Annotated in this window: 15 protein-coding genes; all 15 read left to right on the top strand. The window is 31.7% G+C overall.

Translation table 11 applies throughout. The features are described 5' to 3' along the window. Window positions 1-18 precede the first annotated feature (18 nt). A complete protein-coding gene (locus GTR01_RS01145) occupies window positions 19-732 on the top strand; it encodes a hypothetical protein (RefSeq protein ID WP_160136042.1) in 714 nt (237 codons plus the stop codon). A gap of 57 nt (window positions 733-789) precedes the next feature. After that, window positions 790-1,503 (top strand): phosphodiester glycosidase family protein, encoded by a 714-nt coding sequence (locus GTR01_RS01140; protein WP_160136041.1) that lies wholly within the window; start codon window positions 790-792, stop codon window positions 1,501-1,503. A gap of 62 nt (window positions 1,504-1,565) precedes the next feature. Then, window positions 1,566-2,105, top strand: a complete 540-nt coding sequence (locus GTR01_RS01135) for a dihydrofolate reductase family protein (RefSeq protein WP_160136040.1) — start codon at window positions 1,566-1,568, stop codon at window positions 2,103-2,105. A gap of 13 nt (window positions 2,106-2,118) precedes the next feature. Continuing rightward, window positions 2,119-2,568 carry a nuclear transport factor 2 family protein gene (locus GTR01_RS01130; protein ID WP_160136039.1) on the top strand — a complete coding sequence of 150 codons (450 nt, stop codon included), beginning with the start codon at window positions 2,119-2,121 and terminating at the stop codon, window positions 2,566-2,568. A 40-nt stretch (window positions 2,569-2,608) separates the two neighbouring features. Beyond that, window positions 2,609-2,983, top strand: a complete 375-nt coding sequence (locus GTR01_RS01125) for a VOC family protein (RefSeq protein ID WP_160136038.1) — start codon at window positions 2,609-2,611, stop codon at window positions 2,981-2,983. Window positions 2,984-3,067: 84 nt separating this feature from the next. After that, entirely contained in the window at window positions 3,068-3,850 is a 783-nt protein-coding gene (locus GTR01_RS01120) for a hypothetical protein (protein ID WP_160136037.1), read from the top strand. A 62-nt stretch (window positions 3,851-3,912) separates the two neighbouring features. Beyond that, window positions 3,913-4,422 carry a hypothetical protein gene (locus tag GTR01_RS01115; protein WP_160136036.1) on the top strand — a complete coding sequence of 170 codons (510 nt, stop codon included), beginning with the start codon at window positions 3,913-3,915 and terminating at the stop codon, window positions 4,420-4,422. Between the two features lie 45 nt (window positions 4,423-4,467). Next, on the top strand, window positions 4,468-5,268 hold the full coding sequence (locus GTR01_RS01110; RefSeq protein WP_160136035.1) for a hypothetical protein: 801 nt from the start codon (window positions 4,468-4,470) through the stop codon (window positions 5,266-5,268). 65 nt (window positions 5,269-5,333) lie between these two features. Further along, window positions 5,334-6,944, top strand: a complete 1,611-nt coding sequence (locus tag GTR01_RS01105; protein WP_160136034.1) for a serine hydrolase — start codon at window positions 5,334-5,336, stop codon at window positions 6,942-6,944. Between the two features lie 94 nt (window positions 6,945-7,038). Then, window positions 7,039-7,422, top strand: coding sequence for a 5-carboxymethyl-2-hydroxymuconate Delta-isomerase (locus tag GTR01_RS01100; protein ID WP_160136033.1), 384 nt, complete (start codon window positions 7,039-7,041; stop codon window positions 7,420-7,422). A 32-nt stretch (window positions 7,423-7,454) separates the two neighbouring features. After that, window positions 7,455-7,958 carry a DinB family protein gene (locus GTR01_RS01095; RefSeq protein ID WP_160136032.1) on the top strand — a complete coding sequence of 168 codons (504 nt, stop codon included), beginning with the start codon at window positions 7,455-7,457 and terminating at the stop codon, window positions 7,956-7,958. A 26-nt stretch (window positions 7,959-7,984) separates the two neighbouring features. After that, window positions 7,985-8,761, top strand: a complete 777-nt coding sequence (locus GTR01_RS01090; RefSeq protein WP_160136031.1) for a hypothetical protein — start codon at window positions 7,985-7,987, stop codon at window positions 8,759-8,761. Between the two features lie 169 nt (window positions 8,762-8,930). After that, a complete protein-coding gene (locus GTR01_RS01085; protein WP_160136030.1) occupies window positions 8,931-9,989 on the top strand; it encodes a hypothetical protein in 1,059 nt (352 codons plus the stop codon). Window positions 9,990-10,014: 25 nt separating this feature from the next. Continuing rightward, complete coding sequence (locus GTR01_RS01080; RefSeq protein ID WP_160136029.1) at window positions 10,015-11,028, top strand: DUF2268 domain-containing putative Zn-dependent protease; 1,014 nt, start codon at window positions 10,015-10,017, stop codon at window positions 11,026-11,028. A 516-nt stretch (window positions 11,029-11,544) separates the two neighbouring features. Beyond that, entirely contained in the window at window positions 11,545-12,390 is an 846-nt protein-coding gene (locus tag GTR01_RS01075; RefSeq protein ID WP_160136028.1) for a hypothetical protein, read from the top strand. Window positions 12,391-12,419 lie beyond the last annotated feature (29 nt).

The raw sequence follows: 12,419 nt of genomic DNA, 5'->3' as shown, positions 1-12,419 counted from the left end.
AGCAATTTCAAGATCCCTATGAAAAACCTGACCTTCTTATTTTTATTGATCAGCATGCTCTCTTTTGCACAAAGAAAGTCAAAAGATACATTGGGTATGCCTGACTGTACTGAATTTTATAGAGAAGGGAAAATATACTATGATAAGCTCACTGCTGAAAAAAATAACATTGACTACAGTACATTAAGTAAATATGTCTTACAAGATATTAACCTGAAGAATATTCCTTCCGATAATCTGATCATTATCATGACTGGAATCATCAATAATACCGGAGGCTGTGCTTTTGACTACATGAAAGAATGTCACCATGATCTGAATATCACCAACCCTAATTATAGTGAAAATGATTTTTGGGATATCAAAACCATTAAGAAATTGGGAGATATTACTCATAAAAATATTATTTTCAAACGATTGAGAGGCGATGTGAACAACACCGTCTATTTCATCAATGAAAAAATGAGAATTTCCAATAAAGAAGTTTATCAATACATTTTATCAACAACTCATGGAGAAGCTGATAAGCAAAAATATTTTTATCTGCCTTACACCGGAATACCTTTTTCATTAAAAAATACAAATTCCATTTATCTTACATTCAGCAATCATGTTGACAACATCGTAAAAACAGCTGTTTTATATAACTTGGGTACTGTAAATGCTCAAAGTGAATTGTTAACCTATCAGTATCAAAACAAAGAATGGAAACGTATTAAAAAAGAGGAATAACAGGGCATTAAAATTTAATTTCCTTTTTATTCTAGACACCAACACAAAATTTACATCTTGATAAAATACACCTATCTTCTAGCGTTCTTATTCCTTCTTACCATCTCCTGTAGCAAAAAGGTACAGGACAAAAATAACTTTGTCATCTATCAGGTAAATCCTAAAAAGCAAACAGTAAAATTATATTGGAAAAACAGTAAAGATGAAATTCTGAAAAGTCTCGGAAATCTCAAAAATGAAACAGCATCCAACCATGAAAAATTAATTTTCGCCATGAACGGTGGAATGTTTGAACCCAATAATGCTCCCAAAGGATTATATATTGAAAACTTCAAAATTCTGAAACCTATTGATACCTTACAAGGTTCCGGAAATTTCTACCTTCAGCCTAACGGAGTTTTTTATTTAACCCAAAACAATCAGCCGGAAATTTCTGAAACAAAAAAATATAAATATAATCCATCAATCAAATACGCCACCCAATCCGGCCCAATGTTGCTAATTGACGGTAAAATAAATCCTCTCTTTCAAAAAGATTCTAAAAACCTAAACATCAGAAACGGTGTTGGCATTCTGGAAAATGGAGACATTATTTTTGCGATGTCTAAAAAGGAAGTGAATTTCTATAGCCTTGCTCAACTTTTTGAAGAAATGGACTGTAAAAATGCACTATACCTTGATGGTTATGTTTCCAGAACCTATCTTCCTGAAAAAAACTGGATACAGACCGATGGAGATTTTGGAGTGATGATAGGAATTACAAAAAAATAAATTATGCCTATCTTTCATTACTCTTAAAAAATTATGAACACCTATTATTATTCACTCTTATTATGAAAAAAATTATCCTGGATTTAGCAACAACTTTAGACGGATTTATTGAAGGTTCCAATGGTGAAATCGATTGGTGTATTATGGATGACGACATGGATTTTGATGGTTTTATCTCCGGTATTGACACTATTTTTTATGGCCGGGTAAGCTATGATGCATGGGGAAATTATCAGCCTGATGAAAATGCAGCACCAGAAGAAGTAGAATTCTGGAAAACGATTCATACAAAGAATAAATTTGTCTTCTCCAGCCAACATAGAGAAGATGATAAAGCAACATTTATTCATTCTGATCTTATAGAACAAGTTTCAGAAATAAAAAAACAAGGCGGAAAAGATATTTGGCTGTATGGTGGTGCAAGTCTTATTAAAACTTTCATTCAAAACAATTTGATTGACGTTTACAGAATATCTGTACATCCGGTGGCTTTAGGAAATGGAAAACCTCTTTTTGAAGATTTGAAAGAAAGATTAAATCTAAAACTCGTTAAAACAAATGTTTTTAAATCCGGTGTAGTACAACTTATTTATCAGCCATAAATTATAATCAACTATGAAATATTATACATTTTTTATTCTATTGTTCTTATTGGTTCATTGGATACCGGCACAAACCAGACAAGATACTCTGAGTATAAAACAAGCAGCTCTTGATTATATAGAATCACAACATTCACCCTCTCCAAGCAGAATGGAACGCGCTTTACATCCCCGAATGGTAAAACGCACCTTTTGGAAAGACAAAGCTACAGGCAAAGACTATGTACGGGAGACCAATACAGAATCTATGGTTTTACTGGCTGAAAGCTACAATAAAAACGGAGATAAATTTCCTGCTTCGCCAAAAAAAGAAATAAAATTGCTTGATGTTTCTGACAGAACAGCTTCTGTTAAATTAATTGCAGATGAATGGATAGATTATATGCATCTTACAAAACTAAACGGATCATGGAAAATTATTAATGTCCTTTGGCAATACAATGACAGCCAACGACACAATTAATTGGATAGCATATAATTTAAATAAAATATCTTCACAGGCCATGAACATCAAACTAGACTCCATCATCCTATATGTACAAAATATTACATTACTCAAGAATTTTTATGTTGAAAATTTTAATTTAAAAGTGATTGAAGAAGATTCTATTTGGGTCTTGATGAACGCCGGAGCCATCAATATAGGACTCCATAAAATTGGAGATCAATATCTGGAAAAAATAGAAGCCGGTTACCAATTCGATAACAATACTAAACTTGTTTTTGAAGTAGATACAGATATAGAATCCGCAAGGAATGAATTACTGTCAAAAAAAGTTGAGATGAGAGCCATTAAAACTTTTGAAAACTATAATTTCTGGTTATGCGACGGAACAGATCCTGAAGGAAATGTATTTCAGTTAAAATGTAAAAAATAGCCATTGAAACTGTTTTTTTTAACCAAAAAATTCACTTAATTTTTTGAAAAACTATTATTTTCAAAATCCATTAAGTTTAATACCATGAAAACAAAGAAAATATTTGTATTGATAGGAATATTCATCGCTCATTTTTTGTTTGGGCAAAATATTTCTATCATAGAGAAACAGCTGAATGCTGCCCTTCAAAAAATTGATTATTGGGCTTCAGAAGGCAGAGATGATAAAAATTCTTATGACTCTCTGAGTGCTGCCAACACAAAATTTGAAAAAATATTAGTACAGTATACTTCTTCTCATCCTCAAACCATCAGTCATGATTTCAAATCTCTGAAGAAAAGCAGACTTTCTATTACCACTTCAGAAGACGGTAAATTCAGGATTTATTCCTGGGATACCTGGACAGGAGGCTCCATGCATTTTTTTAAGAATGTCTTGCAGTATGAAACCAGTGATAAAAAAATACATTCTAAAGCCGTGGAGACTCAAAGTGAAGGTGATCCGGGATGTTATTATTATCAGATTAATGATATTATTTCTGAAAACAAACGCTACTACCTTACTCAGAGCAAAGCGATCCTTAGTTCAGGAATGAGCTATCATGCCATCAAAGTTTTTTCTATTGATAACGGCCAATTGAATGATAAAGCTCAGTTGATAAAAACGCAAAGCGGAATAAAAAACCAATTGGGATATGAAGTAGATCTTACGGCTTCAGCCAACAGAAATTATGAAGGCAGAGATTATGAGATTGAATATGATCCTAAAAATAAAATCATCAGTATTCCTTTAATACAAACAGACTCTAAGATAACTCCTAAAAAAATCCGTTATCAGTTTACGGGAAAATATTTTGAAAAAAAATAACAATCTTTTAGCTGCATTAATATTTTATTTATTTCCATCAATTCTTCAAAAAAGATAAAAAAATGTTAGAGATTATTAAAATAAAAAATAGAACGAATTGGTTGATAACCTTTATTATAGGGTTAGCATTAATAGTATGTCTTTTTATTATTTTAATTATAGTCCCTTTGATATCAGCTGAAGAAAGTTATTTCTTATCTATATTCAGCTATATCATTAAAGTCATTCCTTTTGCAGGATTTTTTACCCTTTTATTATATTTCTGGCTCTGGAATACCTTTGGAAAAACCATTCTCAATATTAAGTCTGATTCTATCATCATAACATATAAAAATAAATTATTTACAAAGCCAAAAACATTTGACAAACAAGAAATTAAGAAAATTGAAACAATAGATCTTAGAATGGAAAGCTACAAATTCGGAGTCCGCTATCATTTTTCATGGACAGGAGCAACCTATTCTGTTGTATTGGCAGACAGAAATAGAGAAACAAGAATTGTAGATTGGATTACGGAAAAAGAAGCCAATGAAATAGTAGATAAAATAAAAAAAGAATGGTGCTGGAATTAAGCATCTCAAAATAAAATATTTTTTATTGGCGAAATAACCATTAATATGTACAACCCAACAAGAAGAAATAGAAACATCGGAATCGAAAACCAAGGGTACGGCCAGAATAACAAACTAAAGATTGCTTCACCTTATGGAACTCTACAATCATTTTACGAGCGGCTTACCCATTATAGAAAAGAAATACGAGTAATCAACAACCATGAATTTTTATTTATTGTTGAGGAAACCCGGAAACATTCTATTCATTCCTGCTCTATTGATGATATTCAGAAAATTATTGAACAGATTCCCTCCGAAGATTATGGAGACCTAAGATTTATCATTCTCAGACAGCCAAAACGAAAAGAAGAAATTCTTTCACCTGTCTGGGGAAGACTCGTTTATAGTTATGAATTTGAAGATGAATATTATCCGGCTATTATTTTAGATGCCATTGATCTGGATAGACAGTTATCCTGGCCTAAAAAGCAAAGTATTGAAGATCAGCAGGAATTTGAAAGATTAAAAACAGACGGACATATTTTTACCGAAACCAAAAGAAATTTCACGACTGAGTTCAAGCCTGCTTTGGTAAGAAACACACAGCTCTACAGAACTTTGCCTCATGAATTTGGGCATTATGTTCATTATTTGGAAGTTGTAGAACGTCCCGGAAACGAAAACGAGGAAGATGATGAAAAAGAAAAAAGAATGGATCTCTATTTCAGCCTTCCCAAAAGTGAAAAAGAAAAATTTGCACATACGTATGCTGAAAAATTTAAAAATAGCATATCTTTTAAAAATCATCATAAAATCAACTACACACTGAACTACAACCACTTACATCAAAACCATATTAAATAATACAATTATTCTTCAGATATGATGTAATAAAGTATATCTTAAAATTGTCTTATCTAAAAAAATACATGAGAACTCTTCTAACCTGCCTTATTGTATTATTGGCAGTCAATCCTGTTTTTTCACAAAAAGCTAAGCAAATAGAACAGCTATTAGCAGCTTATGACAAGGCAGGTAAATTCAATGGAACAATCCTTATCGCTGAGAAAGGAAAAATTATTTTTGAAAAAAGTTATGGCTATAAAAATGGCCCGAAAAAAGAAAAAAACACAAATAACAGCCTTTATCGTATTTTCTCCACCACAAAAATGTTCACCGCCACAGTTATCCTGAAACTGGAAGAAGAGGGTAAATTATCGATCAACGACAAACTTTCCAAATATTATCCAAACTTCCCCAAAGGAGACAGTAGCACCATTTCGAACCTGCTTTCTCACACCTCAGGAATCCCCAATGAAACAGGTTCAGAAAATACGGTAGATGAAGAAACATTTATCAAATTCATTTCTGCAAAACCATTAAATTTTTCACCGGGCAAAAAATGGGACTACTCCAACTCCGGATATTATATTCTTGGATATATTATAAAAAAAGCCACTGGCATGGAGTATGACAAAGCTATTGAAAGCTACATCCTGAAGCCACTGAAAATGAATCATACAGGATTTCATTTTAATACCGTTTTCGATGAAAATAAAGCTTTAGGATATGAGTTTTTGTCAGAAAACACCTCCAACGAAGCATTCCTTTTTAAAACCGATCATCCTTTTGCTGCCGGAGCAATGTATTCTACTGTGGAAGATCTCTTCAAATTCAATGAGTCTTTTAAAACAAATACCATTCTTAAACACGAAACCATCGAAAAAATGTTTACCCCTTATCTTAATGATCACTATGGATTAGGCAGTGATGTTTTTAGTGTTGATGGCAAAAAAAGGATTGGACATGGCGGTGGTGGGCCAGGCTATCGATGCATCTACTATAGAATTCTGGATGATGATATCTCTTTCATAGCAATGTCAAATTCTATTTTATCACATACAGATCTCATCATTCCCAAGATTGAAAATATAATGTACAATAAGCTGAATAAGATTCCTGCTGTCCCAAAAGTGAATGCTCAGGAATTAAAAAAGCTGGAAGGTATTTATTCTACAGGAGATACTAAATTTTATGTAACAGTTGTAGATGGTCAGGTTCTTTTCAGGGAAACAGGAAATTCAATATGTTCTTTATTTCCTATCAGTAATACTTCATTTCAATTGGATGAAAATTTTAGCTTCATCTTTAAACCGGACGAAACAGGAAAAATTAATTCTGTAGTGGTAACCCTTCGTGATGGAAGTATAAAAACAGGAACAAGAACAACAAGTCCTTATCTATGGGGAATTATTGGAAATGCAACACCAGGCGGCTGGGATGGAAAAGATACTCCATTGCAAACAGATTCCCAAAAACCTAATCTTTATTTCCTCAAAAATTTTCATCTCAAAAAAGGGAATTTAAAATTCAGAGTCGATAACGATTGGGGATATAATCTTGGCTTAAATAGTGATGGTAAGACTGTTGCTCTTAATGCCTATGATTTCCCCATAGCAGAAGATGGTCAGTATGATATTATATTGGATATGTCTAATCCTATGAAACCTCAATACAGTATAAAAAAATCTGCTCTTTAAAATAAATATAAAAACTCGCTCATCATACAGCGAGTTTTTATTTGAAATACAAATTCATATTTTCCTTACTTTTATATGATAAAAATCATATCACATGCCACATTTCATTATAGAATGCTCTCAGGATATTCTCCAGCTAAGAACTCCCAATGAAATCATGGATACTGTATACAATGCAGCTGAATCCACAAGTCTGTTTGCTGTGAATGATATTAAAGTAAGGCTTCATCCTTATCAATATTATCGATTAGGAGAGCAAAAAAATAATTTCCTGCATGTCTTTGGGCATATTATGCAGGGACGCAGTACAGAACAAAAAGCTGATCTTTCCAGAAAAATAAGTACCCGGCTTACGGAGCTATTTCCAGACATTTCATTTCTATCAGTGAACATCAGTGAATTTGAATCAGCAACCTATAGCAACAAAGCACTCATTAATCCTGAAAATAAGGATCACAACCGCCATTTTGGACTTTGAGTATTCCGTTAAAACCACAAAATATAAATATTATGAGCTTAAAAAATTTAGTTACCAAAACTGTTCAGTACAATAATTGGGTTGTCAATAAATACATTGACTGGTTATCCACAAAATCAGATGAACAGCTTAATCAGGAGACCATTTCCAGCTTCCCAACTATTTTAAAAACCTTACATCACATTTGGCAAAGTCAGGAATATTGGTGGAGTCATGTTTCAGAAAACAACGACTTTAATGTTGAAAAAACGAATTCCGAAACTAGCAAAGAAGAAGTTTTCAGAAACATAAAAATGAATTCTCAAAAACTTGTGGATTATGTGGAAACCTTATCTGATGAAGACCTTTCGAAAAATATTAAAATAGAATCTCAATGGTTTCAATGTGATTTTTCAAAATATGAATACATCATGCAGGTAGTTCTTCATGGAACCTTTCATAGAGGACAAATTGTAACTATGGGTCGAAATATTGGAATCACAGATGCTCCGATGACTGATTTTAACTTCTGGAATATCTACAAAGACCAAGAATAAACTTCTATAATTTTAATTTCCAATACATGATCACCACAACTATAAATCTTCATTTAATTGGCGAAAAGATACGTTATCTTTCAACAGATCACCATGGAAACTTTATTGCTATAACTTCTCAAAATAGAATTGTTTCTTCAGCCCTTGAAGTTCCATTAGAGCTTAGATTAGATATAGAAATAGTTAAAATTATTAACGAAGAAAAAATTTTAATTGTTCTTGGAAATTCAGATCTTATTGAAAATGCTTTGATTATTGATTATCAAGGAAATATTCAAGTACAATTTAGTATTGGAATCTATATTAACGATATTATCATCAATGGAAAAAAAATAATCGTTTCCTATTATGATCAGGGGGTAATGGGAAGTAATGGCCCTAATAATGATGCATTGGCTGTATTTAATCTCAAAGGACAACAGGTTTTTGGATTTAACTCCAGTACATTAGAAGATCAATTAATCGATTGCTATTGCACAGCCAATCTAGGAAATAATAAAATCGTATTCTATGGATATGGTAATTTTTCACTACAGGAACTCGATCTTAATACCCTCAAATTAATTGTCCATGAAACTCCTCCTCAATGTATTGGTGCCACTTCACTTTCCACCAAAGCAGACAACCTGATTTTTCATTCCACCTATAAAGATAAAACAAGCTTCTTTGTATGGAATCTTCAATCAAATCATGTAAATCAAATTCCTTCTGAGTTTAAAAATATCAATGCAACAGATCATGGAATGTTTTATAAAATAGATGAAAAATCATTCATACTTATCGCCCCCCTTCATTATATTTAATCTTTAACAATCTATAAAGTGGGAAAAAGTATTTTACATTTCAATTTACCGAGTGTCCAGTGAAGATATTTTCGGATATTGATGGTTCAATAAAAATTCACTCTTCAACAATACCGCAAAAAACTTTTTTTCATTCCTTTTTTATAATATTTTCGTACAAAAATAAACCATGAAAAAAGTCTTAAAATTCTTCAAATACCTATTGATCACAATTGTTTCGATCGTTTTAATTTTTGTTCTGTATATATTCATCAGTAATAAAATTTTTATTGGTGGAAAAGACTCCGAATTCACCGATTATCTTAAAAAAAATAATGAACAAATTCTTGATAAAGTAGACGGTAAATTATTTGACGATACCTTTTATAATTCTAAGGTTGTACTGCTAGGTGAAATTCATGGATATGCAGCGAATCAGAAACTGGATCAAGAGCTTCTAAAATTTTTAAATCAAAAAAATGGGGTAAAATATTATATCGCTGAAATGGACAGTACAAATTCTCATAAACTGAATCTGTTTCTTCATGGCAGTACAAAAGATCAAAATCTGCTTAAAGAAGTAGTATTGGCTATTCACAAAAGAATTCCCCAACAATCCAGCCAAGAGTTATTTGAAAAATGGAGTGATATCTATGATTACAATCAGACTTTACAGGATTCTTTAAAAATTTCCGTCATAGGAATTGATACCGATTTCAATGACAACTCAAAAAAAATTTCCAGAGATTCTGCCATGATCACTAATTTCAAAAACTCAGTCAAAAAACTGAATCTTCAAAATGAAAAATTTTACGGGCTTTTTGGATTTTTTCATGTGCTTCAACATAGTGTAAAAAAAGATGAAAAACCTTTTGCGGAAAGACTTAAAAAATCAGGTTTTAAAACGTCAAGCATAATTAGCTATACGCTGGATAGTGAAATGTATCTTCCCAAAAATCCACAGTTCCCTACACCGGCTGATCAAAAAATTGACTGGATCAATGCAGACGGCCCATTCATGTTAGTAAAAGGAATCAATGACTTTAAGGAATTCATCCAACCTAATTCCATTACATTATTTAAACTTAATGCTAAGGATTCTCCTTATCTCCATTCCAATAAACTAATAACTGTGAATTCCAGAATGTTTGGAGAAAGTTTTTCCCCACAAGAAAAGGCCAATACCCTTGATTATTTTCAATACATGGTATTATTAAAAAATTCTAAAGCTTTAACTCCTTTACAATAAACTCTTTCAAACCATAACCTCTTCTATGAAAAAAATCATTTCATTGGTATCAGCAGTCTTTATGATTTCTTGTGCTACAAACACACGATCCCCCATTGCTGATCAAAAATTGGATTATGAGAGCCTGGAACAGATTCCAGATAGCGTAAAAGTTGAAAATATCGTTATTAAAAATTTATTTAAACATCAACTTCTTGCCCATAAAAATCAGCAATATGATTCTGCAAGAATTATTAAACAAGTTTATCTACCACATAAAAAATTATGGGATAGCTGCTATGGTGTTATCTTCGGTGATGAAAATGCTCATCTTTTCAACAATCCTAAAGGAATGATTGACTGGAATAAAACTTTATATCAGGATAATAAGCAAGAACTTGAAAATAAAGCGGCTATTATTTTAAGTATTGACCTCAAAAAACATCTTCAGAAAACCCTGACCAAATTCAACAAACTGGTTCCTTATAAACCTAATGCTAAAATAAGTTTTCTCTTTACACCTATAACAGGAATCATATTTGGTGGCTGTAATAATGAACAGTTTGCATTGGAACTCAATTATAAAGATGCAGATCTCATGTATACAATTGAAAAAGGATTACCCCATGAATTGAATCATATGGTCTATGAACATTTCAGAAATACAGATCCTAATAAACTCTCTGCATTAAACCAAACTATTGATGAAGGATTTGCCTGCTATTTCACTTATATATTCTTCGATAGAAAAATTGAAAAATATGAATCCATCAGCCTGTCTAAGCAAGACTGGGATTGGTTTATTAAAAATGAAAAAAAATTGTTTACTCAATTAAAGCCTTACTTTTCTGATACTTCAGGAAAAAATCCTTTGCTTCAAAATGACAAGTTCAAACTATTCCCGGATGCTCCAAAAAATATTAATTATTGGATAGGGTTCAGAATCATTGAAAAATATGTTGAAAAAAATGGCTCTGATTCTTGGAAAAATATCTATCATCTAAATGCCGGCGAGCTATTAGAAAAAAGCGATTACGAAAAATATATTGAAAGCCTATAGTAAAATTTAAATTGTAAAATAATTAAAAATAATATCTATAATCCATATTATTTTCATTTTAATATTAGAAAAATACAGGTCTTATCAGAGAAAGATAAAAACTTGTGGATAACTTTTGCACAATCACTTTATCCTTAGAATTAAAATGTGGATAACTTTTTTCTAATCTTCAAAACAATAATATAAATACATAATTTACAAAAACATATATAAAAAAGTTTTCCACAAAAAGTTTTCCACAAAAAGTTTTTCACACATCAATATCAATGTGAATAAATTTGTGTGGATAACTTTTTTACAGCCACAAACACACCTGCTATTTAACATGAATAGCATTTAATTTAACAATCCAACACATACCATAATTATTCAATAATAATTATTTATACTTATTTTTTTTGTAATTTTAAAAAAACAAATAAAATCACCTTGAAAAGAAATATAACAACTCTTAATTAACATTACTGCAGAAAGTTATCCACAACACAATGAAAACAATCAAATACCCTCATTCAAATGACAACAATCGACATTCAAAACAGAATTATCCCTTACATTGGGGAAACAACACCGTACATCTACATTCCGGAAAACATTATTTTCAATGACCTTATTTTAGAAACAGAAATATCCGGATGGGATTTCAAAAATGAAAACATCACCTACTTGCTAAAGACCCTGGCATCATTGGGAACCTTCAGTCTGTACAAACGATTAAACAGTGCATCCAAAGAAAAAGTTTATTTTCTGGGGGAGAAATTAAGAATGAGAAAACTCTCATATAACCCCATTCCCGATACCATTTCGATTACTGGTGAAAGCTATCTGGAATCAAAAAGAAAAGGCAAGTCATGTCTTCATGCCAAAGACAAAGAAACTGGAGAAGTACTATATTCCTTCGAACTGGATTATTATATCATCAACCAAGACACATTCAAATTATTTTATAAGAGTCTCTTCAATGACACACCTATCGTAGATTATGACACAAAACTTCCCGAAGGCAAAATAAACAAATCCGAAGACCCACATCAATTCTCTATATCCCTTACACCCTTTACTCCCAACCAATGCAAGGGACATTTTGAAAATTATCCAATTGTACCTTTTGTGCATGTAGCCAATTGTGCACTGAGAGAAATATTTAATTACTTGGGAAACAGAGAAGCCTATGAAGTTGATAATCTGGAAGGTTATGCATCGAAAGCAATTCCTACCGGAACAGAATTAATAATTGAAGTTTTCCAACAAAAATTTTTAAAAGACCTCATCTATTTCAAGTGTGAAATCAAAGATGCCCTTGAAAATTCTTACGCAGTTATGATTTTTAACATCCACATCAAATCCGAAACAAAAAAATAAAACAATCTTATCAAGATCTGAACGCCCCC

Source organism: Chryseobacterium sp. c4a, assembly GCF_009900745.1.
GTDB lineage: Bacteria > Bacteroidota > Bacteroidia > Flavobacteriales > Weeksellaceae > Chryseobacterium.
This window is presented reverse-complemented; position numbering and strand designations above follow the sequence as displayed.

What these genes read in the sequence shown, in the direction of transcription:
- GTR01_RS01125 (WP_160136038.1), top strand. Translation starts at nt 2,609, where the DNA reads ATGAACATCAAACTAGACTCCATCATCCTATATGTACAAAATATTACA.
- GTR01_RS01075 (WP_160136028.1), top strand. Translation starts at nt 11,545, where the DNA reads ATGACAACAATCGACATTCAAAACAGAATTATCCCTTACATTGGGGAA.
- GTR01_RS01110 (WP_160136035.1), top strand. Translation starts at nt 4,468, where the DNA reads ATGTACAACCCAACAAGAAGAAATAGAAACATCGGAATCGAAAACCAA.
- GTR01_RS01115 (WP_160136036.1), top strand. Translation starts at nt 3,913, where the DNA reads ATGTTAGAGATTATTAAAATAAAAAATAGAACGAATTGGTTGATAACC.
- GTR01_RS01130 (WP_160136039.1), top strand. Translation starts at nt 2,119, where the DNA reads ATGAAATATTATACATTTTTTATTCTATTGTTCTTATTGGTTCATTGG.
- GTR01_RS01095 (WP_160136032.1), top strand. Translation starts at nt 7,455, where the DNA reads ATGAGCTTAAAAAATTTAGTTACCAAAACTGTTCAGTACAATAATTGG.
- GTR01_RS01080 (WP_160136029.1), top strand. Translation starts at nt 10,015, where the DNA reads ATGAAAAAAATCATTTCATTGGTATCAGCAGTCTTTATGATTTCTTGT.
- GTR01_RS01100 (WP_160136033.1), top strand. Translation starts at nt 7,039, where the DNA reads ATGCCACATTTCATTATAGAATGCTCTCAGGATATTCTCCAGCTAAGA.
- GTR01_RS01120 (WP_160136037.1), top strand. Translation starts at nt 3,068, where the DNA reads ATGAAAACAAAGAAAATATTTGTATTGATAGGAATATTCATCGCTCAT.
- GTR01_RS01145 (WP_160136042.1), top strand. Translation starts at nt 19, where the DNA reads ATGAAAAACCTGACCTTCTTATTTTTATTGATCAGCATGCTCTCTTTT.
- GTR01_RS01085 (WP_160136030.1), top strand. Translation starts at nt 8,931, where the DNA reads ATGAAAAAAGTCTTAAAATTCTTCAAATACCTATTGATCACAATTGTT.
- GTR01_RS01135 (WP_160136040.1), top strand. Translation starts at nt 1,566, where the DNA reads ATGAAAAAAATTATCCTGGATTTAGCAACAACTTTAGACGGATTTATT.
- GTR01_RS01090 (WP_160136031.1), top strand. Translation starts at nt 7,985, where the DNA reads ATGATCACCACAACTATAAATCTTCATTTAATTGGCGAAAAGATACGT.
- GTR01_RS01105 (WP_160136034.1), top strand. Translation starts at nt 5,334, where the DNA reads ATGAGAACTCTTCTAACCTGCCTTATTGTATTATTGGCAGTCAATCCT.